Source organism: Rhodococcus sp. NPDC056516, assembly GCF_042794655.1.
Taxonomy (GTDB): domain Bacteria; phylum Actinomycetota; class Actinomycetes; order Mycobacteriales; family Mycobacteriaceae; genus Rhodococcus_F.
In genome coordinates, this window is the sequence record NZ_JBHTTG010000005.1 from 139,716 (window position 1) to 165,970 (window position 26,255).

21 protein-coding genes and 2 pseudogenes are annotated in these 26,255 nt (G+C 61.3%); 12 read left to right on the plus strand and 11 right to left on the minus strand.

Translation table 11 applies throughout. From position 1 onward, the window contains the following. The first annotated feature begins 10 nt into the window (after window positions 1-10). Window positions 11-1,423 carry a cation:dicarboxylate symporter family transporter gene (locus ACFQ6Y_RS16480; RefSeq protein WP_378448841.1) on the plus strand — a complete coding sequence of 471 codons (1,413 nt, stop codon included), beginning with the start codon at window positions 11-13 and terminating at the stop codon, window positions 1,421-1,423. A 131-nt stretch (window positions 1,424-1,554) separates the two neighbouring features. On the opposite strand, the gene ACFQ6Y_RS16485 is transcribed toward ACFQ6Y_RS16480, so the two are convergent. The 3 genes from ACFQ6Y_RS16485 to ACFQ6Y_RS16495 form a co-directional block, all read right to left on the minus strand. After that, window positions 1,555-2,778: an acyl-CoA dehydrogenase family protein gene (locus tag ACFQ6Y_RS16485; RefSeq protein ID WP_378634627.1), complete on the minus strand. Its 1,224-nt coding sequence runs from the start codon at window positions 2,776-2,778 to the stop codon at window positions 1,555-1,557. Beyond that, on the minus strand, window positions 2,775-4,052 hold the full coding sequence (locus ACFQ6Y_RS16490; protein ID WP_378535373.1) for an acyl-CoA dehydrogenase family protein: 1,278 nt from the start codon (window positions 4,050-4,052) through the stop codon (window positions 2,775-2,777). Before ACFQ6Y_RS16490 ends, ACFQ6Y_RS16485 begins: the two co-directional genes overlap by 4 nt. A 125-nt stretch (window positions 4,053-4,177) precedes the next feature. After that, entirely contained in the window at window positions 4,178-5,002 is an 825-nt protein-coding gene (locus tag ACFQ6Y_RS16495; RefSeq protein ID WP_378634667.1) for a sucrase ferredoxin, read from the minus strand. A gap of 277 nt (window positions 5,003-5,279) precedes the next feature. Between ACFQ6Y_RS16495 and ACFQ6Y_RS16500 the strand changes: the two genes are divergently transcribed. From ACFQ6Y_RS16500 to ACFQ6Y_RS16515, 4 genes are all read left to right on the plus strand, one after another. Beyond that, window positions 5,280-6,215, plus strand: a complete 936-nt coding sequence (locus tag ACFQ6Y_RS16500; protein ID WP_378634670.1) for an ABC transporter substrate-binding protein — start codon at window positions 5,280-5,282, stop codon at window positions 6,213-6,215. A 47-nt stretch (window positions 6,216-6,262) separates the two neighbouring features. Beyond that, complete coding sequence (locus ACFQ6Y_RS16505) at window positions 6,263-6,760, plus strand: glutathione peroxidase (protein ID WP_378634675.1); 498 nt, start codon at window positions 6,263-6,265, stop codon at window positions 6,758-6,760. Window positions 6,761-6,885: 125 nt separating this feature from the next. Further along, the gene (locus tag ACFQ6Y_RS16510; RefSeq protein WP_378535379.1) at window positions 6,886-7,590 is read left to right on the plus strand and encodes a DUF2334 domain-containing protein; all 705 of its coding nucleotides are present in this window, start codon (window positions 6,886-6,888) and stop codon (window positions 7,588-7,590) included. Window positions 7,591-7,817: 227 nt separating this feature from the next. Next, complete coding sequence (locus ACFQ6Y_RS16515; RefSeq protein ID WP_378634679.1) at window positions 7,818-9,188, plus strand: Ig-like domain-containing protein; 1,371 nt, start codon at window positions 7,818-7,820, stop codon at window positions 9,186-9,188. Window positions 9,189-9,197: 9 nt separating this feature from the next. Here ACFQ6Y_RS16515 and ACFQ6Y_RS16520 read toward each other — a convergent pair whose 3' ends face one another. After that, window positions 9,198-9,845: an MBL fold metallo-hydrolase gene (locus ACFQ6Y_RS16520; protein WP_378634684.1), complete on the minus strand. Its 648-nt coding sequence runs from the start codon at window positions 9,843-9,845 to the stop codon at window positions 9,198-9,200. A 165-nt stretch (window positions 9,846-10,010) separates the two neighbouring features. Between ACFQ6Y_RS16520 and purS the strand changes: the two genes are divergently transcribed. Both purS and purQ read left to right on the plus strand, forming a co-directional pair. After that, window positions 10,011-10,250, plus strand: coding sequence for a phosphoribosylformylglycinamidine synthase subunit PurS (purS, locus tag ACFQ6Y_RS16525; RefSeq protein ID WP_003945817.1), 240 nt, complete (start codon window positions 10,011-10,013; stop codon window positions 10,248-10,250). Next, window positions 10,247-10,924, plus strand: a complete 678-nt coding sequence (purQ, locus tag ACFQ6Y_RS16530) for a phosphoribosylformylglycinamidine synthase subunit PurQ (protein ID WP_050655460.1) — start codon at window positions 10,247-10,249, stop codon at window positions 10,922-10,924. Before purS ends, purQ begins: the two co-directional genes overlap by 4 nt. Before the next feature lie 77 nt (window positions 10,925-11,001). Here the strand turns inward: purQ and ACFQ6Y_RS16535 are convergent, their stop codons facing one another. Next, entirely contained in the window at window positions 11,002-12,222 is a 1,221-nt protein-coding gene (locus ACFQ6Y_RS16535; protein WP_283306920.1) for a pyridoxal phosphate-dependent aminotransferase, read from the minus strand. A 137-nt stretch (window positions 12,223-12,359) separates the two neighbouring features. On the opposite strand from ACFQ6Y_RS16535, the gene ACFQ6Y_RS16540 reads away from it, so the two are divergent. After that, complete coding sequence (locus ACFQ6Y_RS16540) at window positions 12,360-13,766, plus strand: PLP-dependent aminotransferase family protein (RefSeq protein ID WP_378448832.1); 1,407 nt, start codon at window positions 12,360-12,362, stop codon at window positions 13,764-13,766. Window positions 13,767-14,275: 509 nt separating this feature from the next. Here the strand turns inward: ACFQ6Y_RS16540 and ACFQ6Y_RS16545 are convergent. Then, complete coding sequence (locus ACFQ6Y_RS16545) at window positions 14,276-15,484, minus strand: macrolide family glycosyltransferase (protein WP_378634690.1); 1,209 nt, start codon at window positions 15,482-15,484, stop codon at window positions 14,276-14,278. Window positions 15,485-15,648: 164 nt separating this feature from the next. Here ACFQ6Y_RS16545 and ACFQ6Y_RS16550 point away from each other — a divergent pair, with 164 nt between their 5' ends. After that, window positions 15,649-15,939 (plus strand): YiaA/YiaB family inner membrane protein, encoded by a 291-nt coding sequence (locus ACFQ6Y_RS16550; protein WP_054800678.1) that lies wholly within the window; start codon window positions 15,649-15,651, stop codon window positions 15,937-15,939. Here the strand turns inward: ACFQ6Y_RS16550 and ACFQ6Y_RS16555 are convergent. Together ACFQ6Y_RS16555 and ACFQ6Y_RS16560 are read right to left on the minus strand one after the other, a co-directional pair. Further along, window positions 15,923-17,014, minus strand: coding sequence for a sensor histidine kinase (locus tag ACFQ6Y_RS16555; RefSeq protein ID WP_378634693.1), 1,092 nt, complete (start codon window positions 17,012-17,014; stop codon window positions 15,923-15,925). The two genes, ACFQ6Y_RS16550 and ACFQ6Y_RS16555, sit on opposite strands and share 17 nt — an antisense overlap. Before the next feature lie 11 nt (window positions 17,015-17,025). Beyond that, complete coding sequence (locus ACFQ6Y_RS16560; RefSeq protein WP_378535398.1) at window positions 17,026-17,739, minus strand: response regulator transcription factor; 714 nt, start codon at window positions 17,737-17,739, stop codon at window positions 17,026-17,028. Window positions 17,740-17,951: 212 nt separating this feature from the next. On the opposite strand from ACFQ6Y_RS16560, the gene ACFQ6Y_RS16565 reads away from it, so the two are divergent. From ACFQ6Y_RS16565 to ACFQ6Y_RS16575, 3 genes and pseudogenes are all read left to right on the plus strand, one after another. Next, a complete protein-coding gene (locus ACFQ6Y_RS16565) occupies window positions 17,952-18,602 on the plus strand; it encodes a DUF305 domain-containing protein (protein WP_378634695.1) in 651 nt (216 codons plus the stop codon). A 112-nt stretch (window positions 18,603-18,714) separates the two neighbouring features. Next, window positions 18,715-19,041 (plus strand): annotated as a pseudogene (locus ACFQ6Y_RS16570) (heavy metal translocating P-type ATPase); the annotation flags it as partial. A gap of 107 nt (window positions 19,042-19,148) precedes the next feature. Then, entirely contained in the window at window positions 19,149-19,433 is a 285-nt protein-coding gene (locus ACFQ6Y_RS16575) for a hypothetical protein (protein WP_378634698.1), read from the plus strand. 221 nt (window positions 19,434-19,654) lie between these two features. Here ACFQ6Y_RS16575 and ACFQ6Y_RS16580 read toward each other — a convergent pair whose 3' ends face one another. The 3 genes and pseudogenes from ACFQ6Y_RS16580 to ACFQ6Y_RS16590 form a co-directional block, all read right to left on the minus strand. Beyond that, window positions 19,655-20,107 carry a toll/interleukin-1 receptor domain-containing protein gene (locus tag ACFQ6Y_RS16580; protein ID WP_378634701.1) on the minus strand — a complete coding sequence of 151 codons (453 nt, stop codon included), beginning with the start codon at window positions 20,105-20,107 and terminating at the stop codon, window positions 19,655-19,657. Window positions 20,108-20,781: 674 nt separating this feature from the next. Further along, a pseudogene (locus tag ACFQ6Y_RS16585) lies at window positions 20,782-22,332 on the minus strand (S1 RNA-binding domain-containing protein); the annotation flags it as partial. Between the two features lie 167 nt (window positions 22,333-22,499). After that, the gene (locus ACFQ6Y_RS16590) at window positions 22,500-26,051 is read right to left on the minus strand and encodes an AAA domain-containing protein (RefSeq protein WP_378634704.1); all 3,552 of its coding nucleotides are present in this window, start codon (window positions 26,049-26,051) and stop codon (window positions 22,500-22,502) included. Window positions 26,052-26,255 lie beyond the last annotated feature (204 nt).

The following is a 26,255-nucleotide window of genomic DNA, read 5'->3' on the forward strand; positions in this document are numbered from 1 at the left end:
AGGACACCCCATGAGCAGCACGGCAACAGGGACAGTAGACGGTTCCCCACAGCCCGAGGGCACCAAGGCAAAGCGCGACAAGACGCATTGGCTCTACATGAGCGTCATCGTCGCGGTTATCGGCGGCATCCTCGTCGGTTGGCTCGCACCCGAGTTCGGTAAGTCCGTCGGTGTACTCGGCACGTTGTTCGTCAGCCTGATCAAGATGATGATCAGCCCGGTCATCTTCTGCACCATCGTGCTCGGCATCGGCTCGGTTCGAGCAGCGGCCAAGGTCGGCAAGGTCGGCGGCCTCGCACTCGCCTACTTCATCGGGATGTCCACCATCGCACTCGCGATCGGTCTGGGCGTCGGCAACCTGCTCAACCCGGGCAGTGGCCTGAACATCACGCCCAACGCGGCCTCTGTGGCCAAGCTTGCAGATCAGGCACACAGTGCCGGCGGCACCTGGGACTTCGTCGCGTCCATCATCCCGACGTCGATGCTGTCCTCCCTCACAGCCGGCAGCGTGCTGCAGACTCTGTTCGTCGCCCTTCTGGTCGGCTTCGCGATCCAGTCGCTCGGCAAGTCGGGCGAGCCGATCCTCAAGGCCGTCGGATACATCCAGAAGCTCGTGTTCAAGATCCTGACGATGATCCTCTGGCTCGCCCCGATCGGCGCCTTCGGAGCCATCGCCAGCGTCGTCGGCCAGACCGGTCTGAACGCCGTCGTTCAGCTCGGAACCCTGATGATCGGCTTCTACCTGACCTGCCTGATCTTCGTCTTCGGTGTTCTCGGAACGCTGCTGCGCGCGGTCACCGGATTCAACATCTTCAAGCTGGTCAAGTACTTGGCCCGTGAGTACCTGCTCATCTTCGCCACCTCGTCCTCCGAATCGGCACTGCCGCGTCTGATTGCCAAGATGGAGCACGTGGGCGTCGAGCGCACCACGGTCGGCATCGTCGTTCCCACCGGCTACTCGTTCAACCTCGACGGCACCGCGATCTACCTGACCATGGCGTCGATCTTCATCGCCGACGCCATGGGACAGCCGCTCGCCTTCGGTGAACAGCTCTCGCTGCTGGTGTTCATGATCATCGCCTCCAAGGGTGCTGCCGGAGTCAGTGGCGCCGGTCTGGCCACACTGGCCGGCGGACTGCAGAGCCATCGCCCCGAGCTTCTCGACGGCGTCGGGCTCATCGTCGGAATCGACCGCTTCATGTCGGAAGCGCGAGCGATCACCAACTTCTCGGGCAACGCGGTCGCGACTCTCCTGGTCGGCGCGTGGACCAAGACGATCGACAAGGAACGCGTCATCGAGGTACTCGACGGGAAGATCCCGTTCAACGAGGCGACGATGCTCGACGACGAGGACGAAGAGGAGCAGCACAAACTCGAGACGGCTCCGACCGGCACCAAGCAGTCGTTTGTGAGCCATCACTAGATCCGTGCGCTCTGCTGAACGTTTGACTGCGCTGCAAGCGCGGAACCCGATCTACGATCAGTGATCCTGGTCGTAACGATGAAAGAGACCGCCGCACCAACCGTGCGACGGTCTCTTTCTGTTCGTGGCCGCTATGTGTACCAGGTCGGTTCAGGAATCTCGCCGGTCAGGTACTGGCTACCGACTTCACGGCGCTTGTACGCGAGCGGATCGTGAAGGGTGTGCGTCCGAATGTTGCGCCAGTAGATGTCCAGGCCGACATCGTTGGAAGTGGCTCGGGCGCCTGTCAGTTCGAAGATCTTGTTGCTGATCTCCAAGGACACGTCGGCGGCGCGGAGTTTGGCGGCCGCGATGCGTACGGCGAGGTCGCCGCGAGCCTGCTCGGTGAGGTTTTCGCGAGCAGCGTGGAGTACGGCGTCGGCCTCGCGGCTGACCTGGTCCACGAAGGCCTCCGCTGCCCACAGCTTGGATTGCAAGTCGCCGTAGCCCTCACGGAGGTACCACTCGTCGGTCGCGATTTCGCGGTTGTCACCTCCGTACGGCCATGGACGCGTACGGGTTCGGGTGTACTCGGCTGCAGTGTCCAGCGCGCCACGGGCGATCCCGAGATAAAAGTTCGCGAACACGATCTCGATCGCCGGGAAGTTCAGGGTGTTGTAGACGAGGGGTTGGAATTCCTTGTCGACAAAGCCTGCTGCACTTGCCCAGTCGACCTCGATGTCGTTGATCTCAACACTGCCGGAATCGGTGAGGCGCTGCCCGAGGTTGTCCCAGTCTCCGCGGAAGACTATGCCGTCCTGAGCAGTCGGCACGATTGCGAACACATGCGTCGCAGTTCCGTCGATGATTCCTTCGAGCACGGTGAGGTCGGTGACTCGGCCGCCGGTGGAAAACGACTTCACGCCGTTAAATACCAGGGTGTCTCCGCGGTCCACGACGGTGAGGTCGGTGTCTCGAGGGTTAACCGCGCCGCCGAAGAAGAATCGGTTGCTCGTGTACAGCTCCTCGACAGCGGAGATCTGCGGATCGGTTCCGACCAATCTGGCAGCCCAGGCCCACAGGTAGTGGTATCCGAGCAACTGTCCGATGGAGCCGTCGGCGCGGGCGATCTCCCGAACCACCTTGTACGCGGTCTCCCATCGCTGCCCGCCGCCGCCGAACTCGACCGGACCCAGCAGTGTCACCAGACCACTGTCCTTGAGTAGCTGAACTTCTCGGAACGGCGGTTCACAGGCTCGATCACGCGCGAGTGCGTCGACGGCGAGGATGTTGCTCACCTCGCGAGCCCGGTCGATCCAGCCCTCGGATGTGTCGGGAATGCCGACGAAGACTTCGGTTTCACTGGTCACGGTCATGCCTGTACATCCTTTTCTGTCGGTGCAGTCCCGATGGCCCACACGTAAATCGGTTCGGTTCCGTTGATTTCGTAGTCGCCGACAACTTTGGATTTGAAGACGACCGGGTTGTGACTGGCCACGGTGCGGGCGTTGCGCCAGAACCGATCGAGATCGAGGTCCCGGCTCACTCCGGAAGCACCAAGTGCGTCGAAGATCTTGGCCGTGGCCGGCACGACCAGTCCGATCGAGGCGACCTGGCCTCGCCCTGAATCGATTTCGGCCGCGATGTTGGCGGCCTTCTCTTCCTCCGGCGAGCCGGAGAACGCGGCTTCGTAGGCCCATTGGGACGACTGCGCGGCGTGCAGTGCAACGGCCTCGGCTGCAAAGGCGGCAGAGGACACTTCACCGACCACTTGCTGGATCTGTGAATCCTGCGCATACCGTGGAGCGTTGCCGTGACTGAAGGTGCGAGTGCGAGCGGCAACTCGGCGAGAAATCTCGGTTGTCGCAGCCTTGGCGATGCCGGCGAGAGTGGCCAGATGGAACAGTTGATAGAACGCGGTCTGGTATTTGAATCGCGTCGAGAAGTCGAAGATGTTCTCCGGCTGGACAATCGCATTCTCGTAGACGGATGAGCCGGACCCCGTCGTCTGCTGGCCGAAGCCGTTCCAGTCGTCGCTGTGTGTGACACCGGGTTGCCTCGCCTCGACCGCGGCAATCACGAATGCGCCAGTGTCGGTGCGCTGCGAGTACAGGTCGATCCAGTCGGCGAAAATGGAACCCGTGCTGTAGAACTTGGCCCCGTTCGCCAGGAAATGATCGGCATCGGGTGCGGGCGAGACCTTGGTGTTGGCTTCGCCCAATGCAACATCGCCGATTTCGGTCCACGCGTTCCCGACCAACTGTCCCTCGGCAAAGCGTCGGAGCCAGGTATCGCGTTCAGTTCCGGGGTCGGCGACCAGTCGGTCTTCGACAAACGCGAAATGACCGCGCAATGCCTGGGTGATGTTGGAATCGGCGCTCGACAACTCGACCAACAAACGGATCAATTGTGGGATGCTCGCGCCGGATCCGCCGTGCGTGGTCGGCACCCGAACGGCGCCGAAGCCTGCCTTCTTGAGTGCGTCGATCTGTTGGAACGGAAGCACGTGGTCGCGTTCGCGTTCGACGACGGATTGTGCGATGTCCTCGAAGATCGGACGGAATTTCTCTGCCAGTGTTTCGTAGTCGACCTCACTCTTGATCGGATCTGCAGACCGGGCTACGGCATTCGGCGTCAGTGCGGTGGTCATGGGAAGAATGCAAGCTGTAATCACCAGGGGCGTCGATCCTTCATCGCGACCTGATTCGAAGTGTTGTCACTCAGCGCAAATCTCGGTTCGATGGCCTGCCGGGCAGTCGTACCGAAACTGAGTGGTCAGTGCGATTGCTCGTGAAGATGCTCGACGATCCATCCGTTCCATTCGACGGTGCCACCGGAACCACAATCATGTCGGAACGGTTGCCCTGGAGGGCCGGGACGTACGGCCACGCGAAAGTCTCTCGATCCCAACCGGAGATCGACAGTCGTGCGTACTCCGTCCACCCTCTCGGTGACACTCTCGAGTGCGCCCGAAGCGACAATGTCGGTGGCGCGCCGGACAGCGTGCTCGGCGGCCTGAGCGGCCTGCGACAGCGCTGCCCGGCCGCGCAGGTGCGTCAGGGACAGTTCTCCGTTCAGGTACTTCTCGGCTGCATCCATCGCAGAGTTGCCGTCCAGTCGGCTGAAATAGACTGCGGCGGGCCACGCAATCATGTTGGCGGCGAAACGATCTCCACCGATGTGACTGCACTCCCACACGTCCGCGATCTGGGCCGCGTCCAGCGCCGCTACAACCGGACGGCCGAGTTCGGCGCAGCACGCATCCTTTTTCCCATGTGTGCAGACTCCGAAGAGCGGTTCCGTACGGGAGCGGCCGAAGGCGGGCTCCACTCCGGTGGCCATTGATTCGAACGGTAGTGCCGACAGGTTCTCGTATCGGTCCACCGACCCTTCCCTCATCCAGTGGCGCGTGCCGTCCGTCCATGCGAGAACGCACGTCGGGGTGAGGACCTGGCGGTTGCGGGGACGCCGGATCAGCACAACGCGGATACGACCCTGCGCTGAGTAGATTTTTTCGGTGAGCGCGTCTGGCAGAACGTCGTCCGGAGCGGACGCCGGCCAGGGCCCGGGGTGCTCGATCAACACCCACAGATGTGTCATGCCGGCGCGACCAACCATAGGTTCGCCGGCAGTCGACGACTGCCGTGTACAGGCGTGAGGGCGTCGACTGGTTTGAGGATTGGCGAAAAATTCCGAAAGGCACTGCACAGGTGCCTTCCCCACGACACCGTCGCTGTGGCAGGGGAGGGAAGACACGAAAAGGCTCCAGTTTCGTAGGTTAGGCTCACCAGACTATTGGATGGTGAATCCTTTGCTCAGCCGTGGTGAATACGCGTGGCTGTGACGGTCGGAAGCAGTCGGTGACAGGAGTGTGTGAATGAAGCGAAGTAACTCGCGTACGAGGCACGTGCTGGGTGGTTTTGTCCTCGCCGCCATCGTGGCAACTACGACTGCTTGTGGCGGTGACGATCTTGATGACCCTGGGATGCAGCCCGACGCCGTGCACGCGGTCGCCCACGCCCGCGGAACCACCGAAGTGCCGATGGATCCGCAGAGAGTTGTCGTGCTCGAGCCGGTTCAGCTCGACACGTCGGTAGCGCTGGGCGTGATTCCCGTGGGCACCGCGGTACTCAGCGAGACGACGGGCGTTCCGGCGTACCTCGGTGAGAAGGCGGCGGAGATCGAGATGGTCGGAACCGTCGCGGCACCGAACCTCGAGAAGATCGTCGCGCTGAGCCCGGATCTGATCATCGGCACGGAAACACGGCACGGGGATCTGTACGAGCAGCTCGCTGCCATCGCGCCGACCGTCTACATGGCAACTCAGACCGATCCGTGGCAGGACAACGTCCAGTTCGTCGCAGAAGCGTTGAACAAGACCGATCAGGCGGGCGAGCTGCTCGGTGACTACACGGCACGCTGCGAGGAAGTGGCGAGCAAGCACAGCACCGAGGGCAAGACCGCTCAGCTCATCCGCCCACGCGACGACGTTCTGACGCTGTACGGACCCACGTCGTTTGCCGGAAGCACTCTCGAATGTGCTGGACTCACGATTCCCGCACGCGACTGGGAGAACTCGATCTCCGTCGACCTCTCCCCGGAATTCGTCTCCGGAGCCAACGCCGACCTCATCCTGGTCACCTCCGCGAAACCGGCCGATGCCGGCACGATGCCGAAGGCCGTGGCCGACAACGCCGGATTCTTCCCGAACCCGCATCTGGTGGACATGTCCTACTGGATCACCGGCGTCGGACCGCTCGGCGGCCTCACCGTTCTGGACGACCTCGATCGCATTCTCGGAGCGTCGAATTAGCAGTGCGCGAAGGAGCAGTGCGCGAGAGAGTCGCTAAGTTGGAACCTATGACAACTCCAGTACAGAACATCGCGATCAACACTCTCGGTGGCGTGCCCACCTCGTTGGGCGAATACGACGGCCGTGCCGTGCTCGTGGTCAACGTCGCATCCAAGTGTGGACTGACCCCGCAGTACTCGGCTCTCGAGAAGCTGGCCAGTGAATACGCGGACCGTGGTCTGACCGTGATCGGTATCCCGTGCAACCAGTTCATGGGCCAGGAACCGGGCACCGCAGAAGAGATCGAGACGTTCTGCTCCACCACCTACGGCGTCACGTTCCCGCTTCTGGAGAAGATCGAGGTGAACGGCGAAAACCAGCATCCGCTGTACGCCGAACTCACCAAGGCCGCCGACGCCGAAGGCGCTGCGGGCGACATTCAGTGGAACTTCGAGAAGTTCCTGATCGGACCGGACGGCACCGTCGTCAACCGATTCCGTCCGCGGACCGAGCCTGACGCACCCGAGGTCGTCGCCGCGATCGAAGCTGCGCTTCCCACGAACTAGTAGCTGCGCTTCCCAAGAATTAGTAGCTGCGCTTCTCGAGAGCTGGTAGCTCGTTGTTGGAAACTGCCGCCGGATGATCATCCGGCGGCAGTGTGCTGTTCACCCACAGCTGCCACTATCGGAGTATGTCCGCAGAACTGATCGTGTCGGTATCCGGAATCAGAGACGAGACATGTTATCTCGCTGCCGGATTCGCTGACGAGATGGACGCTCGAGGTGTGCGTTTGTCGCTCCTGGTGGCGCCGCGACTCAAGGACAAATATCGACTTGCCGACGACGCGGTGACGACGGCCTGGCTGCGTGAGCGTCGTGAGCACGGCGACGCCATCGTTCTGCACGGCTACGACCAGGCCGCGACCAAGCGTCGTCGGGCCGAGTTCGCCACTCTGTCCAAGCACGAAGCAAAACTGCGACTACTCGCTGCGGATCGGGTCCTCGAACAGGCAGGCCTCAGGACCCGGGTGTTTGCACCGCCGCGCTGGGTGGCGTCGCCCGGTGCCATGTCGGTGTTGCCGGAGACCGGCTTTCGGACGATGGCAGGCCTCGGCGCCGTGCACGATCTGACCCGTGGAACCTTGCAGAGGGGAAGGGTTTTCGGTATCGGCGAGGGCTTCAAGGCCGAACCGTGGTGGTGCCGTGCGTTGGTTCTCGGAGCCGGGCGCGCAGCCAAGCGTGGGGGACTGGTCAGGTTGTCGATCACCGCCAAGCAGTTGGGAAACGAGGGACCGCGCCAGGCAGTTCTCGACGCCGTCGATCTTGCTCTCTTTCACGAAGCCGCCTCGCAGGTGTATCGGTGGAACTCGCCGTCTCGAGAACTCGGCGCTGCCTGAGTTCGGCGGTTGGCAACTATTTGATAGCTGGGAGGCGGCGTCGTCTGTCCGGGTTGTCCGAGCAGGCGCACTCTTCGTATTTCTCCGCTTCTTGGCTGGTAGTGGTCCATCAAGGGGCTAATTCGGATATATCGGACGCTGAAGTGGAGAGTGGAGTCTGCCGGCTTTCTCGCTGCTAGAGTGCGTGCAGTTAATGTGCCGCTAGTAGACGAGGTTGGGACTTCACCATGCGCGCAAGAGTGTTCTCCAAGTCGGCCGAGGGTCTTGTTGCCGTGGCTGTTGGCGCAGTTGTCTGTGCTGCGTTCGTTCCGGCACTCGCGTCTGCCGCTCCGGCCGGCGCGGTTCACACGCTGCCGACGGGCAGTATCGACGGTGGATCGAGCGGATCGAGTGATGGCGTACGCACCGCAACCGTCGACGATCAAGGTGAGCAACTCACTCTGCGGCTGCACAAGATGGATCTGCGGGGATCAGACTTCTCGATGGCCGTACAAGAAAGCGGCGGCAAGCTGTCCGATGTGGTGATTCCGGCGCCCCGTTCGTACATCGGCAGCGTGGAAGGGCATCCGGACGCAATCGTCTCGGCCATCGTCGACTCGGCCGGAATACTGCGTGGGCAGGCGATTTTCGATCGTGGTTCTTCGATCGAGTTCGTCGGATCCGACGTGGTCGGTCGAAGTACAGCGCCGATCGATGCGAAGCCTCAGTGGCCGACGGCCTCGATCGCGCCGGCTTCGGCAGCCGGCGTCGGCAAAACCGTGAAGCAGTTCGTAGTGGGGTTGGACCTGAGCGGTGAGTGGTACTCCGCGCACGGCGAAGGCAGTCCCGCCGTTGCTTTGGATCGGGCCGAGGAATCCATGGCCAGAACCGCTGCCATCTGGATCAGAGACGTCGGAATTCGGCCGATCCTCGGTCGCGTCGTCCTTCGGGCCGATGCCGCCAGTGACCCGTACTCGAGCAGCTGTGAAAACCTCGAGCAGTTGGAAGATCTGTGGTCCGATCAAGTCGGGACGAGCGTCGATCAGGCGACTGTCGTGTGCAGGTCCGGTGGCGGAAATGCCTACTACTCGAAGTTCGAGGTTGATCACAGCTACGCGCAGGTCGGCGCCGAGTCCGACGGCAACTTCAGCCGCGTCCTCCGCCACGAGTTGGGCCACAACTTCTATGCCGACGACTATCACGGCGGCGGCGCCGAGGGCCGAACCATCATGAACGGCAACGACCTCTCGCGCTTCGACGGCACCGAATTCGCAGCCATCGTCGATGCCGCGGACGCAGCCTCGGCTCGACTCGACGACATCGGTCGGTACACGGCAACCCCGATCCCGCCGTACGCCGCACTCGACACCGCGCGGGTCAGTTCGGGTGGCACAGCCACTGTCGACGCTGTCGCGAATGATCATGACAGCAACGGAGATTCGATCAGGGTGACCGGCGTCGAGGCGACCTCACTTCTCGGCGGTACCGTGAAACTCGACGGCGGCAAAGTTGTGTACACGGCGGGGACGAAGACGGGGGTCGACCGGATCCGCTACACACTCACCGACGCAGCCGGTGGGACGAGCACCGGCTGGATCATCGTCGATGTGAGTGCATGAAGGGTTGAATCAGGCGACCTCGACGCTCGACTCCTCATCGAGGACGCGGAACTCCGTGCCGTCGGCAGCCATTTCCGAGTAGCGGCCGTAGAAAATTCCGGCGGCCTCGTCGCGGATGATCGCTTGATGGATGGGAACCGCGACACGTGGCGCCACCGCGCGGAGGTAGTCGATGGCCTCGGAAATCTTGAGCCACGGTGCGGCGGCAGGAAGAGCAAGAACGTCGACCGTCTGTTCGGGAACGAAGAGGGAATCGCCGGGATGCATGAACTGCGCCGGGTTGGTGGCGTCGCCGAGGAGGAACGCGGTGTTGTCGATCATCGGTAGGTCCGGATGGATGATCGCGTGCTCACCGCCGGTTCCGGTCACTTCGACGTCGCCGATGCTGAACCGGTCGCCGGGCCGGACTCCGGTCCAGCGCCCACCGAGCTTTTCAGCCGTCTGCGGATCGCTGTAGAGCAGGGCATCGGGGTTCGCTTCGGCCAGTTCGGGCAGGCGAGCCGGGTCGGCATGATCGGGGTGTTGATGTGTCACGAGGATGGCGTCGAGGCCGGTGATGCCTTCGAATCCGTGCGAGAAGTTGCCGGGATCGAAGAGGATCTTCGAGCCGTTCAACTCCACGAGCACACAGGAATGGCCAAAATGTGTCAGTCGCATGATTTCGAGTATGCGCCGACGCGGAAGGGCTCGCAGGCGAGTCCGACAGGTGTTGGCCGTCACGCCCCGATCACTCGATGCGAAGCATCTCGGGTGCGCCCGGTAAACTGGCCATCACCCGAGCGTTTCACTCCGGGTTCGCGCACTAGTACCGAGGAGCAGCACGTGGCCCGTGTCGTCGTCGAAGTCATGCCCAAGGCCGAGATTCTCGACCCCCAGGGACAGGCAATTGTCGGGGCACTGTCTCGCCTGGGCTTTGCAGGAGTATCCGATGTCCGTCAGGGCAAGCGGTTCGAGTTGGAGATCGACGGCAGTGTCGAAGACGCCGAACTCGAGAAGATCGCCGAAGGCCTGCTGGCCAACACGGTGATCGAGGATTGGACCGTCAGGCGAGTCGAGGCATGAGCGCACGTATCGGGGTTATCACGTTCCCGGGCACGCTCGACGACATCGACGCTGCTCGGGCCGTCAACCTGGCCGGCGGTGAAGCTGTTGAACTCTGGCACGGCGATGCAGACCTCAAGGGTGTCGACGCAGTCGTCGTCCCGGGTGGATTCTCCTACGGCGACTACCTTCGCTGCGGCGCAATCGCCCGGTTTGCTCCCGCGATGGGCAAGGTCGTCGAAGCAGCCAAGGGTGGCATGCCGGTCCTCGGCATTTGCAACGGTTTCCAGATCCTCTGCGAAGCCGGTCTGCTCCCCGGTGCCCTGACCCGTAACCAGGGTCTGCACTTCATCTGCCGCGACGAGTGGTTGACGGTCGAAGCCAACAACACGGCGTGGTCCTCACGCTACGAGGCCGGCGCCCAGATCCTCATCCCGCTCAAGTCGGGTGAAGGCCGCTTCCAGGCGTCCGAGAAGGTCCTCGACGAACTCGAGGGCGAAGGCCGCGTTGTCTTCCGTTACTCGGAGGAGAACCCCAACGGCTCGCAGCGTCGTATCGCCGGTATCTCCTCGGCCAACGGCCGCGTCGTTGGTCTGATGCCGCACCCCGAGCACGCCACCGAGGCTCTCACCGGCCCCAGTGACGACGGACTCGGCTTGTTCTACTCGGCACTCGACGCGATCGTCACTGCCTGATCGCCTGCTGATTTTCACCACTGAACGCCGACCGGAAATCCGGTCGGCGTTCAGTCGGTTGTGGAGGTGCGCGGGGATTACTGGCTGTAGGAACTGAGGAAGTTACCGAGGCGCTCGAGGGCGGTCGCGAGGTCGTCGGTGTTCGGCAGAGTCACCAGTCGGAAGTGATCAGGTTCGATCCAATTGAACGCGCGACCGTGACTGACAAGAATCTTCTCCGATTCCAGTAGATCGAGAACGAACCTCTCGTCGTCGACGATGCCAAACTTGTCGACGTCGAGCTTCGGGAACAGGTACAGCGCCCCGTCGGCCTGCTGGCAACTGATCCCGTCGATGCTGTTGAGCGTGCTGTGCGCGAGATCGCGCTGGGCCGTCAGCCGACCTTGTGGAAGCAACAGGTCCTCGATGGACTGGCGTCCGCCGAGTGCGGTCTGGATCGCGTGCTGCGCCGGCACGTTGGCACACATACGCATGTTGGCCAGCAGTTTGATGCCTTCGATGAAGCTCGACGCCCGTTCGAGTGGTCCGGTGATGGCCAGCCATCCGGCTCGGAATCCGCAGACGCGGTAGGCCTTGGACAGTCCCGAATACGTCAGACACAGGACGTCTCGCCCGGTCATCGTCGCAAGGTTTGTCATGGATCGGCCGTCGTAGACGATCTTCTCGTAGATTTCGTCTGCGAAGAGCATCAGATCGTGTTTGCGTGCAAGGTCCACGAAGCGTTGCAGCACCTCCGTCGAGTAGACGGCGCCCGTTGGATTGTTGGGATTGATGACGACAATCCCTCGGGTGCGCGGAGAGATCCGAGCTTCCAGATCGTCGAAGTCCGGTGCCCAGCCTTGGCTTTCGTCGGTGAGGTAGTGGACCGGCGTACCGCCGGCAAGCGACACCGAAGCCGTCCACAAGGGATAGTCGGGAGCGGGAATGAGGATCTCGTCCTCTGGATTGCAGAGGGCCTGCATCGTCAGGGTGATCAGTTCGGAGACACCGTTTCCGAGGTAGATCTCGTCGACGGTGACGTCGGTGATACCCCGCGTCTGGTAGTACTGGACCACCGCAGTGCGCGCCGAATACAGTCCGCGAGAATCGCAATATCCCTGTGCGGTAGGGAGATTACGGATCATGGCCATCATGATCTCGTCCGGTGCTTCGAACCCGAAGGGGGCCGGATTGCCGACGTTGAGTCGCAGGATCGTGTGTCCCTGATCCTCGAGTTCTTCGGTCTTGTCGAGAATTCGCCCTCTGATGTCGTACCTGACATTCTCGAGCTTGCGGGCCTGATCGATGGGTGTGTTCACGCGGTTACGTACCTCTCCGGTTCGGTGGACGAGTGGTGTGTCGGACGAGAAGGGCGCCTTACGGTTCGGCCTGGAAACGGACAAAAATTCGCGATAGCGCTGGCGTTGGCGAGAGAGTAGCGCTACTATGATTCGACATGTCCAATGATAGCAGTTCGCGGATAGTCGCAGCTTTGCGCGAGTGGATCGCGACGGCTCCTCCAGGTGCGAAGCTTCCGTCCACTCGGTCGCTCGTCAGCACGCACGGGGCGAGTCCGGTCACTGTGCAGAAGGCGCTGCGAACACTGGTATCTCAGGGGGCTGTGGAGGCTCGTCCCGGTGTGGGGACCTTCGTACGCGCCGCACGCGTCGTGCGACCCAACGATTACGGGTGGCAGACGGCGGCGCTCGGATCGCCGAACTATCGGCTGCAACTGCCTATTGCGCTGCAGTCCACCTCCAACGACGTGATCGCGCTGCATTCCGGCTATCCGGCCCGAGAACTGTTGCCGGAAGGACTGGTTCGTGCAGCCTTCACCAGGGCGACGCGAACCGACGCCGTCTTCAATCGGCCACTTGCTGCCGGGCTTCCGGAACTGCAATCCTGGTTTGCCTCCGAATTGGGTTCTGCCACTCCTGCCGGGATCACGCCGCCGGGGCCGAACGACGTGGTTGTACTTCCCGGCAGTCAGGGTGGACTTGCGACGTCCTTCCGTGCGCTCGTGGGGGAGGGGCGTCCGTTGCTCATGGAATCGCCGACGTACTGGGGTGCGATCCTTGCTGCCGCCCAGGCCGGTGTCACGGTCATTCCGATCTCCAGTGGTGCCAACGGTCCTGATCCGGAAGAGCTTTCGCGCGCATTCGAACAGACAGGCGCTCGGGCGTTCTACGCACAACCGAGTTTCGCGAGTCCGACGGGGGCGCTGTGGTCGCCGACATTGGCTGACAAGGTGCTCGAGACCGTCCGTCGGCACGGCGCCTTCCTGATCGAGGACAGTTCGGCGCTCGACTTCGGCATCACCGCCGATCCCAGCCCTATTGCCGCTCGAGACGACAGCGGACACGTTGTCTACCTCCGTGCGCTGACCAAGAGTGTGTCCCCATCGGTGCGAGTTGCCGGCTTGATCGCTCGCGGCCCGGCGTACGAGCGGATTCTTGCTGATACACAAGCAGATTCGATGTACGTCAGCGGAATGCTGCAGGCAGTCGCCCTTGACGTCGTTACCCAACCGGCCTGGCGAACGCACCTGCGCAGGCTTCGTCACCAACTCGAGGCCAGACGCGACCTCCTCGTGTCGAGTCTGCGCGAGCATGCGCCGGACGCTCACCTCGACGCCGTACCGCAAGGTGGACTCAACCTCTGGCTTCGGCTTCCGGACACCACGAATCTCGAACGCGTCGTACAGGACTGCCGGTCGGCCGGCGTGATCGTCGGGGCCGGAGACGATTGGTTCCCGGCGGAACCGACCGGAAAGTTCCTGCGGCTCAACTACGCCGGTCCGAACCCGGGCGAATTCCCCGACGCCGCCCGCATCATCGGCGGAGCAATCACACAACATATGTAGAACTCACCGCCTTGGGGTTGACCTGAACTTCCATTGAGGTTTTATCGTCGTGTCCATGACCAAACAGCCAATGCAGCCACCGGCGAATCAGCCGATCGGATTCTGGACCGCGCGTGCAGGCGAAGCGATTCGCGCACGCACGCGCGGGGCACTCGAAGCAATCGGCGTGACTCAGCCGCAATGGTGGATCCTGCACCAACTTTCGCTGCACCCTGAAGGGGTGGAGCGAGCCGTCCTCCTACGGACGATCGGTCCGAACGAATCAACTGACGTCATCGACGAGGCCGTCGACTCTGCCCTCGAACTGGGGTGGGCGCGTGAGGACGGGACTGTCCTTCGCCCTACTGATGCCGGCTCCGAGCAGTTCGATCGTGCAGCGCGGGTACAGCAGACGTTGCAGGAGGAGCGGATGCAAGGAATCAGCGAAGAAGAATTTGTCACCACCATCACGGGTCCTGCAGCGAACCATCAAGAACGTGGGCGGCGACGCCTGGCACTGGTAGAACTCGTCATCTCGGCCCGCTGCCGGGTAGGGCGGCTTCGATCAAGTCGACTGCACGGGATACGCCGCCCGCCGCTGCGAGTTCTTCTGCCAACTCTGCGCTGCGTCGGCGGAACTCACTCGAACTCACGCGCGTCAGCGCCTCACGAAGCTCTTTTGCCGTGACGGTAGCGCCGTCGACGCGTACTGCGACGCCGGCGTCGACAAGCGAGTCGGCGTTGCCGAACTGGTCAACGGCTTGCGGCACCGCGATCATGGGCGTACCAGTGACGAGTCCCTCGCTGGATCCGCCCATACCTGCGTGGGTCACAAATGCGTCGGCCTGCTGCAGAATCGCGAACTGCGGTACCCAGCGGTGTATTTCGACAGTCTCGGGAACAGATCCGAGATCTGAGATCTGTACCTGCTTTCCGATTTGGAGGACGACGTGCCACCCGTCCATTTCGCCGAAAGTTTCGACGCAGGTGCGGTAGAAATCCGGGTGATCGGTGAAGGCAGAACCCAGCGAAATCAACAAGAGCTTGCGTTCCGGATCCGGGTTCACCCAGGGTTGACTGCTCGGTTCGAGTGCGGGGCCGACAAACGTGTAGACGTCGCGGTTCACTCGATCGGCGTTGGGCTGCATAGATTCTGCGATCAGAACGATCGCACGCGGTGGGCGTCCGGTGAACTCACGAGGATCGACCTCGACGCCTTCGCTGCGGAAGAACCGGGCCTCCCGATCGAGCAGGTCCACGCCTCTCGGATCGGAACGAATCTCGTCGTACATCGGTGCGGCGTCGGCTTCGTAACCGTCCCAGGCAACGTACGTCGGCGACAACTGCATGATGGGAACGTTCCACTGCTGAGCCAGTATTCGTGCCGGAATGCCGGCGATGTCGTAAAGAAAGAGGTCAGGTCGATCGTCTTCGTAAATTCGGCGCAGTTGCGGCAGCATCGACTCGTAATCGTCCTGGAACAGGGTCAACTGATCTATCAGATCCCCGTCCCAGCTCTTCTCCGGTTCGGTGTCGTCAGGGGAAGGAGCGAGACTGGGCAGCGTGGATACGTACGGTGCGAATTCGGCCCCGGTCGCCTCGATGATCTCACGCATCGACTCGTCGTTGGCATAGGTGACGCGGTGACCGGCGGCGACGAGACGCGCGATGATCGCCAGGCTCGGATTGACGTGGCCCGGTGCCGGAATGCTCACCATGGCGATATGTCTGCGGGTCATCGATCACTCCTGCCGTCTGACTGTTCTCGAACATCTCCGTCTACCGAACCGAGACTATCCACCACGATGGGCGACGGCATCTGATTTTTGCCGGGGGAAGTACCGTGGGCTCTCGAGTAGGACTACGCATCCGAGTGTTGCGGCGAAAGGCCAGACTTCGAAGCATGAGCGCACCGACAACACCTTCGAAGACCACTGCAGCCTTCTACCTGCAGGCCGGAATCGCCTTTGCCGTCAGTTTTGTCGGCACCCTCCTCGGAATTGCCTATCTTCCGATCGATGCGTGGCAACGCGGATTTCTCGGAATGTCCTTGCTGTTCTTGGTCACCAGCACGTTCACGTTGGCCAAGGTGATTCGTGATCAGCAGGAGGCATCGACGGTCAGAGTTCGGGTGGACGAGGCTCGACTCGAGAAGTTGATCGCCGAACACGATCCGTTCAAAGCGGCAGCGTGAAACCTGTCGGCAAGGTCAGGATCAGCGTGCTGCCGAGAGGTTGCTCGTTTCGGCGTGCCGACAGATCGCCGCCGTGGGCGAGCGCGAGGCTACGCGCAATCGTGAGCCCCAAACCCGAACCGTCGGATCGATCACCACGATGAAACCGGTCGAAGACGGATTCGAGCTGGTCTGAGGGAATTCCGTCGCCGGTGTCGGTGACGGACACCGAGAGGTGATCCTCTCCCCGCGCGAGTGTCACCGTCACCGAACCTCCGGTTGGAGTGTGCCGCAACGCGTTCTCGAGAAGGTTGGCGAGGATCTGTTCGATTCGTTGGCGATCGACCTCGGCCGTGATTGTGTGCGGAGGCAAGACGGTCGTCAATTCGACCCCACGATCGACAAATCGTGGCCGCGCTGCTGCCGTTGCGCCGGCGACGATATCGCCGAGATCCTCGGCCCGTCGATCGAGTTCGAGTGCGTGCTCGTCGGCAGCGGAGACGTCCGCCAGATCGCACGAGAGCCGACGAAGTCTTTCGAGTTGGTCACGCATCACCGACCACGAAGTGGTGTCCGTGGGTAGGACGCCATCCTCGATGCCGTCCACGTACGCAGCCAAAGTCGATACCGGAGTGCGCAGTTCGTGGGCGAGGTCGGCAAGCAGTCGTTTGCGAACCCGATCCGAATGATCAAGGCGTGCAGCCATGTCAGCGAAGGCCGTTTCGAGACGCGTGAAATCTGCATCCACGTCGGACCTGTCGATAGTCACGTCGAAGTTCCCGTCGGCGACGCTTTGCGCCGCCTCCGCCAGCGTTGTGATCGGGGCCGTGATGCGTCGGACGATGTAGACCGCGGCGATGCCTGCTCCCACCAATGCGACCGCGATCCCGCACAACAGTGCGATGGTCATGGTCTGAGTGAACGCTTCTTCGGTGTGGGTACGTACATTCGAGTCTTCGATGCCGGCCATCATGAGGTGGTTGTGAAAGAGCGGGGCAGCCACGGCAATGGCAACGGCGGCGATGGCGAGGCAGGAAACGAACAGGACGACAAGCTGCGCGAGCAGCAGTTTTCCGCGTAGCCCGAGTTTCTTCATGACGACCCCGTTCATGACGACCTCAACGAGTATCCGACGCCCCTGACGGTTCTGATGAACCGCGGATCGGTCGCGTCGTCGCCGAGTTTGCGGCGTAGTGCACGGACATGGACGTCGACGATGTGCTGGTCCCCGAACCAGGACGAACCCCACACCGAGGCGATGATGTCTGCTCGACTCCAGGCCGCGTCGGGTCGGGCAGCGAGGGCGGAGAGCAACGCGAACTCGGTGGGAGTGAGATCGACAGGGCGGTTGTCGACATGCACGGTGCGGGCGAGGACGTCGATGTCGAGACCGGGTGGCGTCGGCAGCGCTTCCGGCAGCATGCTCGACGCACGTGGCCGTCTGAGCAGTGCTTTCACTCGAGCAACCAACTCGCGGGGGCCGAAGGGTTTGACCACGTAGTCATCTGCGCCAGCTGCCAGTCCGGTCACCTTGTCCGACTCGTCACCGCGGGCGGAGAGCATCAGGACGTACGCGTCGGAAAACGTGCGGATCCGCCGGCAGACTTCCAGGCCGTCGAAGCCCGGGAGCATCAGGTCGAGCACGATCAGTGCGGGCTCGAATTCGCGGACCGCACGTACCGCGTTCGGACCGTCGTGTGCGATCCGAACGGTGAAGCCCTCTCGGCTCAGGTAGTTGGAGACAACCTTCGCGAGCGCAGGTTCGTCGTCGACGACGAGTACGCGCCCAGGCTCCTCGCTCGGTCGTAGTTCGGCGCTCATCAGTCCGAGGTTAGTCGACTGCGCCGCCTTGTTACCGCCGCCTGATGGTTTCGTTCGACTGTGAAGATTCGATGAAGGAACATCGTATGGGCCGGTTATCGGGTCTCTCGGCGGCCTTGCGCCGGTAGTGTGGCAAATGTGCAGTAGCACCCACAGGGATCAAATCAGTTGTGGGGCAATGTATATCAATTCAATTTCTGGGAGTGGAAAACATGTCTTCGACGTTCAAGCGGAGCGCCGCGCGGTTCGTTCCAGTGGTGGCAGCGGCAGCACTGTTGATTGCCGGATGTTCGGACAACTCCGGGGAGAGCGTCACCCATTCTTCCGAAACAACCAGCGTCGCAGCACAGTCGGCGATGCCGGCGGGTGTCAATGCAGCCGACATCGAATTCCTCGAAGGGATGTACCCGCATCACGCGCAGGCATTGGACATGGCCCGGATGGTGGAAGGCCGAACCGACAATGCCGAACTTCTTTCTCTTGCAGCGCAGATAGAGGCAGCGCAAGGCCCGGAGATGGCTCAGATGACCGAACTGCTGACGAAGTGGGGACGCCCCGACCCTGCGTCGAGTTCGATGGGAGGAATGGATGATTCGGCGCACGCGGGTCACGGCGTCGGGATGGCAGACATGCCGGGCATGATGTCGGCCGAAGACATGACGGCTCTCACCGACGCCAACGGCGCGGAGTTCGACAAGATGTGGCTGACGATGATGATCGAGCACCACAAGGGCGCCATCACCATGTCCCAGACCGAAATCGACAACGGGCTCGACCCCTCGGCGGCGGCGATGGCAGAAGCGATCATCGCTTGTCAGCAGGCAGAAATCACTCAGATGGAAGCGATGTTGAAGGGCAGCTGAACGGGAGACCTTGGCCGCGTGACCTTGCTCGGGTGACTGCCTGGGCATACGTTCGAGGCTGATGGCTTGACTGGTGCTGTGCTGCAATCACACGCGAGGGGATGACCGCCACATGGATCACAGTCAGATGGACCACGGCCAGATGGACCACAGCCAGATGGAGCATGGGGCACACGGTGGTCACGGGGATCACGTCGCACAGTTCCGGAAATTGTTCGCGGTCATGCTGGTCATTGCAGTTCCGGTTGTTGCGGCAGACGCGATGTTCGCTGATCTGGTCGGGTACACCTTGCCGGAAAACTCTCTGGTGGAATGGATCTCACCGGTACTCGGCACAGTGATGTACTTCTGGGGCGGTAAGCCGTTCCTCACCGGTGGCGTGTCCGAAATCCGTTCTCGGCAACCGGGAATGATGCTGTTGATCGCGCTCGCGATCACCTGTCTCGAATGAAGAGGTCGAACCGCGAAACCGCATCAACGTCGCCTCCGCCCATCGCTACCCCGGTATCAGCGGAAAAGCTGAAGCCAAAATGTATTACGTTTTACGTGGACCACCACTTTCCGTCCGAAAAGGCTCTGGCGCAGTACCTCGTACACCTGTGGAGCGCCGCCCTGGTCGAGGTGCTCAGCCAGGTGACCTCCACAGGCGAACCCTCTGTACGCCAGGTTGCGAGCATTCAGCGGAGCCTGGCAACGGTCGTCGCACAAAACCGCATAGCGCGAGCGGGAATGCTGTTGAGCCTCGAACAGGCCGTGGTCGACTGCTCGCTAAAGGGCGGTGCTGCCGCGTCACTGCTTCGCGATGCCTTGCCCTATCGACAGAGCTGGTGACGTCAGACATTGGGCCGAAACACCCGAAACTCGTCCGAGTCGGGGCGGTCCAGGGCTCAGGTGCCGGCGAAAGCCCTGACCGCACTAGTCGTTACACCTACGGGCAACCGCCGATCTTTGCTGTCAGCGCCAGTCAACATTTGTGTCGTCAGTTGACCACCCATCCTCATTCGTGAAATTGAAGACGGTCGCAGCGATCCAAATGCTGTTCTTGCACTATTTCATGTGAGTTCGTCGGCTTCTTCGAGGTCGAGCGTCCCGACGAGTTCGGCGATCTTCACGACGATGTCCTCCATGGACTCCTCCACCGTGCTAAAACCGCCACGCGACGCGAGCGTAGGGCTTACCTGGTCAAGCTCCTCGAACGTCACACCATGCATGACCGGCACCAGGAGGTTGCGGCGCAGCAGAGCGCTGAGCTCGTTGCTCGCGATGCTTCGATCGGTACGCAGTTTCTCTAGCATGGCGGGCGTCACCAGAACGATTCCGATGCGCGAACTCACGAGCCCCTTGTCAATAGCAACGCGCATGTCCGTGCCGGGCCTCAGTGCTACCTCGCTGAACCACACCGAAACGTCCTTGCTAACGAGCATGTCGTAGACATCTTTCGCGTCGGCCTGACGGTCGGGCCAAGCGTGGCAGAGGAAAACATCCTTTGCCTGCGTTCGGACCACGACCGCCGTACGTATGGGCTCAAGGTCGCGCACCTGCTGGGGCGTGTAGGAGGCAGTTGAGGTCCTAGGCGACCAACTAGGACGTGTGGCGCGGCCTCCACTACGCCCACTTCCACTGCTCGTCGAGCTTCCACTCCTGACAACGGCGGTGACGGGCGGTGGCGAGTAGGACGGGTACGACGGCGTCGAGTAGCCGTACCCTCCACTGCGTCCGTGAACTGGGCAGTTGGCGCCGCCGCCCCTGGTGTGGCCTCTGACGGGGGCTGTGCACTGGGACATAGTTTGGTCCTCCTTGAAACCTTGGACCGTGGCCCAATAGGCTTTCCGACGAGCCCTATTCCGACATTTCGGGTAGTGAGCTCATTTTACTTGCAGGCACCGACAGCCCCACTCACCGCAAGTCGCACTACCGCGCTGTGGTCGGTCGGGTTGAGGGCTGCTAGTCCACCCGGGTGTACTTGATCGGTATATACCCGGACTCTGGCCACGCGACTGTAATGATCTCTTCGGCCGGGGCGACGCCGCCCGGTGAACCGGATTCCTCATTCGTCGCGATGTCCGCCTTTCGAATCGCTGCGGTTCACCCGCGAGTTCTCTCGACGAGAAGTCGAGTACGCGCAGTCGTTCGCTCTCGCTCAACAAAACAGACGCCCCATTTGCATTTAGTGCGGGACTGCCTTCAGTGACAACGAGACCCGCTCGCGCTCAAGATCGACCTTCTGCACAATGACGGTCACGCCGTCACCAACGCCCACAACGTCGGACGGATGGTCGACTCTGTTGTCAGCGAGCTGTGAGATGTGAATGAGTCCGTCGATATCACCAAGGTCTACGAATGCGCCGAACTTCGTGATCGCCTTGATGGTGCCCGAGACGATCTCGCCGACACTCAGCGCTTCCAATGCCGCCTTCTTCTTTTCGGCCTGTGACGGTCGAGGAGGCGCTGAGATGCTGGGAGCAGGATTCAACGGAGGTGTGGGTCCGAGCGCTGATATCGAGAGATTTGCGCCTTCACAGTATCGAGGGGGTAAATTCCCGACGATCTCCAGGGCGAAGCCGCAGTTCTCATGCATGTACCGTTCATAGGCCAGATCTGCCAATACCTGATCCTTGACCAAATCGCCTTCTTCTTGGCGGAACTTCCGGCTGGAATCACCGCGGAAGGACAGCCAGTTGAAGCTTGTCTTCACGTAGTAGCTGTCGCTCACCAGGATCTTCGCATGCGTGTCGTTTACTTTAACCACCGCTAGTCGTTGGGATCGGCGGGCAGCGTCATAAAGCATCTGTAGGGAATGCTGGTCCGTCTTCGCGTTGTCGCCGAATCCCCAGAAGATCGTGACGTCTGCTGAGCGTGCCAGTTGCTCGAGACGACCGACGAACTGTCGGTTGACAACCGAGCTTGTGATCCATGGACTGATAATGAGCAGTCGGTGTTTGGGCGCAGTCAGAGCGTCGTCCAGACAGGCAGGGTGGTCGGCCATGGACAGCCACCGGATCGCTGCGCGATCCAGCTGGTCATTTTCAGCTTGGGGGCCCGTAGTGTCGTTTTCTGCTAGAGCAGCCTGGATCGTGATCACTTCGTCGCGGCTAAGCCTTGGTCCAGTCTCGTCTGCCGGTTCGTAACTGATCTCTGCGCTCGAGCTGATCCCGAGTTTGCCAATGGCATCGACGTCCTCCAGAGCGGCGAGGTGACTTTCGCTCCACTGGCCGTCCAGCTCAATTCCAAGGCGTACGGCGCTGGAGTCGATGTCCTTGTAGACCAGCAAGATCGCGTCTCGATAGAAGTTGCGACTTTCGGTCACACCCGTGACACCGAGGACCTTGAAGTCGGAACTGGCGTAGCCATCGATCGCAGACGTGATCGATAGGACAGTGAGTTCCGACTTCTCGACGTCAACGCCGGTCTTTTGGGGAAGGGCAATAGCTTTGGATTGCTTGGCAGCTCCAGCACGGATGAGCGTGTTCTTTCGCCAGTCGGTTACGGCTCGTGTTAGTCGGTCGTAAACAACTTGGATGGTTGTCGACTTGGGCCGACGTACCTGCGCGTCTCGTGCTGCCTCGAGTCCGTTGGGGAGCAGGCTCAGAACGCGTGGCCGTCCGGGCGCGGGCGGTCGGTAGTCGACAAACTCCGATCGCAGGAGGCCGGCAACGGTAATTGCGGTGTCTTCCGGGGTGAGTCCCATGAAGAGCTCAAGATCTTCGACCGTGTTAATGCCGTTGAGCATTGCAGCCAGAGCGTATTTCTGGGCGGTGTCGATGTCCTCGACTTCCTCTGCGAGGACATCGACGGTCAGGACGGATGCGGGGATGTAGCACGGCTCTGCTGCGAGGAGGGTATGGCCGGGCAAGGTATGGGCGCGGCGGCGGGCGGCGACAGCGAAGATGTCTCGGCTCACAGGTACTCGATCCTTCCGATGCCTGATCGATTGATGTGGGTTAGGGCCTTCTTAAGGGGGCCGTCCTTGCTTGCGGCAAATTCCGAATCGCCCACGATCCACAAAATCTCGCGGGCGCGTGAGAGTGCAACGTTGATTCGTCCTGAGTAGCGTTCGTTCAAGAAACCGAAGTCGCCGGTGAGATTGCTTCGTGTCACCGAGAAGATCACGACGTCTGACTCGCGACCTTGAACGGCGTCGACGGTGTTAACGGTGACGGCGACGCCCATGAGGTTCAGACGTCGTATCGCGCGTTCGATTTCCAGACACTGGGCTCGATAGCCGGTAATGATCAACACGGAAACCGGGCCCTCCTTGATGCGGCTCACCCGTCCCTGTTGAGTCTGCGCTTCAAGGCGTGCTACCAGTTTGGCGATTTCAAGGGCCTCGGTCTTGTTCGACGAACTCTCGCCACGGGTGTGTTTGGGATTCTCTGCTCGGTCGCTTCGCCGACTTGTCGAGAACCACACGAGCCTATCGGCATCGTCCACAGATTCCGGCACCAGGACAGGGAATGGGGCGTTCGTCAGCTCACCGTCGTAGAACGTTTCGGAGATCAATCGGCCGATTGGCACGGCCATACGGTGTTGGGTAGTAAGTCGAATTCGACACGCTTCGGGAGCCTCGGCCAACAGGATGTCGAATAGTGAGGAGTTGTGGAACAACTTGTCGAGATCGAACTCGTCAACGAGGTCCCTATGTTCGAAGACTTCTTCCGCCATCGGGGGAAGTTGTTTCGGGTCACCGACCATCACCCATCTCTTTGAGCGAGTCATGGGAACGAGGAGTTCGGATGCGGTGGCCCGAGATGCCTCATCGATGATGCAGAGATCGAACTGAATCTCCTGCACGTTCGAGTTAGCAAGGAATCCCATACATGTGCCGGCGACGACTCTCTGAGTGGGTAGGAAAAGGGATTCGCTTGCTTGTGGGTCGCTCAGGCTGTTCAGCCAGTCACCCTGGATTTGTAAGAGTTCCCGGAGCCGCTGATGGCCCGGGCGATTTCCCACGAGACGATCGATGAGTGATGCGAGTTCCGAATCGCTCGGATCAGCACCAAGTTCTTCGCCGAGTTCGCGGGCGGTCTGAAAGGCGATCATTGCGGCTTCTTCAGCGCGTTCCGCCGCTCGGTAATAGTCCGAGAGAAGCGTGGCCCGCTCGTCAGAGAGATCCTCGTTGTCGAGACGGTCCGATGACTCCATAACACCGAGGATTTCTCGCCGTTCTGCGAGGTCGCGGAGGGCTGCCCGTGCCTCCTCGGCTTTCAATGCCAGCGCGATGTATTCGACTTTGATCCGCTCGCGCTCAGCGAGGACAGACAGACCATGTTGTGCTCGTCGTGCAATCTGTTCTGTCCAAGCATCGAGCTTGTTGGAGAGAAGCAGGTGGGATGCTTCCGGATCGACCTTGTCGTCGCGACTGGAAAGGCGAACGACGTCCGTCACGCCAGAGTTGAATAGGCGTGTTACGGCATTGTCGATCGCGACGTGCATCTGACTTACCAGCAATACTTTGTCACCAGGACGGGCGCGTAGGTACTGGTTCACTAGTTCGCAGATGAAGGACGTTTTGCCAGTGCCCGGAGGACCCTCGACGAGGTACATGTCCTCGGCGCCGAGAGCATTTGCGACGGCGACGAGTTTGTCGTCATCAAGGTCCGGCGTGATGGGCTCAAAGGCCACTGGCTCGGGTGATTTCGCTACCTCAGGCTCAAGGACGAGTTCGCGGAGATGAGGACGAGCGGAGCTGCCTTCCCGAAGGGCTGCAAGCGCTGTCTTCTGACGTTTAATGGTGGCTTGGGAGGGGCGCCTGTCACGGACGAGGACGCCATTACGCGGCAGGTCTCGACCGGAGCGGAAGCCACGGACAACCAAGTCAGTGCCGTCAACATCGACAACGCTAACCGGGACACCCCGGACCGTCGGATCATCCTCTGGTCTGGCCACTCGTTCTTGGTCGAGAACTGCGGCTGGGACCGGCGCGGGAGACTTCAGTTCGAACTCGGTGCCGTTCCTGCCAACGACCTCGTAAGTGATCGGCTCCTCAAGCCTCCTTTCGAGCTGCTCCTTCGCGTCAATGAGCTGAGACCAGCTGTTCAGCCGTGCCTGCTTGAACCTCTCACTGAAGCGGTCACCGAAGTCCTGCACGGCCTTATTGAGCAGGGCTCGGACCTCAATAGCCGCCATTGCTGCCTGCTTTGGATTAGCCGGGCGCTCGGCAGACCACGAGAAGTCACGGCCATCGATCTGGACGGCGTCCTCGTTGGAACGAAAACGCTCAAGGGCTTCAAAGTCTGTAACCTTTGCCCACTTTGCGAGCAGCCGGTACTGATCTGTGAACACCATGCTGAGCTCCAGTTGGTCACCTATCAGTCGAAATTCGTCGGCGTTGTAACAGGCTTTTCCGTCAGGCCCCGTTTCGAGGCGGGGGAGAGCGACGGTTGCGTCCCCGAGGAGGCCCGCTACAGCAAACTCCGGACGTTGGTCTGGAGTGGCCTCTTCAAGTGCTCGTCGTGCGGTCGTCGAGAGCTCGAACGAGATGACCTTCTTTTTGCGCCACCGACTATTGCGTGTGTCCTGAATTGCTTGGAGTTCGACAAACATCACCTGCCCGTCGGCCTGGCGGACGCCTGGATCCGGGTCAATCGCGCGGGCCAGCACGTTCAATATCTCAGGCGGAACGTCGGCGTCGTTGAGTGCCTTGGCGATATCTGGAAAGTCTCGCAGCGGCCAACAGGTAAGGCACTGTAGAAGCGTCGCGGCAAGCCCGTACACGTCGAAGCGGGCCGATCCCCGAGAGGCGTGGTCGGGAGGAGCCCACGGAGCATTCGTGCTTCCGATGACGGTGGCGTCGTGAGTAGCGGCGACCTGATCTTTAACCTTGCTGAGAGCGAAGTCCGTGAGGATGGGGCCGGTCCCATCCCAAAGCACGTTCGCCGGCTTGATATCGCGGTGCAACACGGCCAAGGAGTGTGAGTGGGCCAGGGCCGATGCGAGTGGGAGGGCGACAACGTCCGCGAGGTCATCCCAGCCCGGCGGTTCGTCGAAGCTGCTCAACCACGTGCTGAGTGTGTCCGGCACCCAATCCATAACGAGGTAGTAGCTGCCGAGATCAGTGTCGATGCCGCTGTTCAGGAGCGCTGCGATGTTGGGATGGGTCAGTTTCCTGTTGGCAGCGGTTGAGCGCTCGAAGTAGATACGGTAGATGTCGTCGGTGGTCGCTGGCAGCAGCTTGACCGCGACCATTCGACCACCTTGGTGAAGGTCGGTTGCTTGGAAGACCTCGCCTTGTCCGCCCACACGTCGTGTGTTGGCGATCTCGGCGTACCTGCCGGCGATTATCCGCATCTGTAGTCTCCCGCTCGTCGAGTCGTGCGACCAGAGCATAGTGAGCAGGTCCGACAGTGATGATGCTAATACCCAGATCAGCATCGGAACTTGCCCTGCATCGTCCGACTGTGGGGAAAATGCAAGCAGAATGAACCGCCGCGGTGCGTCCGGAAACTTCATCTCTTTCGGATGACGTCAGTCAGGATCGAGAATTTATACGGCTCCCACTCGCGGCTTTCGGCTACAGTCCTGCGACTGAGTGCGTGCTCCTGGTTCGAAGGCCGAACTCTGCGAGTGCTCGGCCGTCGTCATCCACGCAGACAAGCTTGTGTCGATGATGACTAAAGGTCGACAGACTATAAGTAGTATCCGGCAGGGCGGGTA

Bases quoted from the DNA above. Each gene is read 5' to 3' on its own strand.
- ACFQ6Y_RS16480 (WP_378448841.1), top strand. From the start codon at position 11: ATGAGCAGCACGGCAACAGGGACAGTAGACGGTTCCCCACAGCCCGAG.
- ACFQ6Y_RS16485 (WP_378634627.1), bottom strand. From the start codon at position 2,778: ATGACCGTGACCAGTGAAACCGAAGTCTTCGTCGGCATTCCCGACACA.
- ACFQ6Y_RS16490 (WP_378535373.1), bottom strand. From the start codon at position 4,052: ATGACCACCGCACTGACGCCGAATGCCGTAGCCCGGTCTGCAGATCCG.
- ACFQ6Y_RS16495 (WP_378634667.1), bottom strand. From the start codon at position 5,002: ATGACACATCTGTGGGTGTTGATCGAGCACCCCGGGCCCTGGCCGGCG.
- ACFQ6Y_RS16500 (WP_378634670.1), top strand. From the start codon at position 5,280: ATGAAGCGAAGTAACTCGCGTACGAGGCACGTGCTGGGTGGTTTTGTC.
- ACFQ6Y_RS16505 (WP_378634675.1), top strand. From the start codon at position 6,263: ATGACAACTCCAGTACAGAACATCGCGATCAACACTCTCGGTGGCGTG.
- ACFQ6Y_RS16510 (WP_378535379.1), top strand. From the start codon at position 6,886: ATGTCCGCAGAACTGATCGTGTCGGTATCCGGAATCAGAGACGAGACA.
- ACFQ6Y_RS16515 (WP_378634679.1), top strand. From the start codon at position 7,818: ATGCGCGCAAGAGTGTTCTCCAAGTCGGCCGAGGGTCTTGTTGCCGTG.
- ACFQ6Y_RS16520 (WP_378634684.1), bottom strand. From the start codon at position 9,845: ATGCGACTGACACATTTTGGCCATTCCTGTGTGCTCGTGGAGTTGAAC.
- purQ (WP_050655460.1), top strand. From the start codon at position 10,247: ATGAGCGCACGTATCGGGGTTATCACGTTCCCGGGCACGCTCGACGAC.
- ACFQ6Y_RS16540 (WP_378448832.1), top strand. From the start codon at position 12,360: ATGTCCAATGATAGCAGTTCGCGGATAGTCGCAGCTTTGCGCGAGTGG.
- ACFQ6Y_RS16545 (WP_378634690.1), bottom strand. From the start codon at position 15,484: ATGACCCGCAGACATATCGCCATGGTGAGCATTCCGGCACCGGGCCAC.
- ACFQ6Y_RS16550 (WP_054800678.1), top strand. From the start codon at position 15,649: ATGAGCGCACCGACAACACCTTCGAAGACCACTGCAGCCTTCTACCTG.
- ACFQ6Y_RS16555 (WP_378634693.1), bottom strand. From the start codon at position 17,014: ATGAAGAAACTCGGGCTACGCGGAAAACTGCTGCTCGCGCAGCTTGTC.
- ACFQ6Y_RS16560 (WP_378535398.1), bottom strand. From the start codon at position 17,739: ATGAGCGCCGAACTACGACCGAGCGAGGAGCCTGGGCGCGTACTCGTC.
- ACFQ6Y_RS16565 (WP_378634695.1), top strand. From the start codon at position 17,952: ATGTCTTCGACGTTCAAGCGGAGCGCCGCGCGGTTCGTTCCAGTGGTG.
- ACFQ6Y_RS16590 (WP_378634704.1), bottom strand. From the start codon at position 26,051: ATGAAGTTTCCGGACGCACCGCGGCGGTTCATTCTGCTTGCATTTTCC.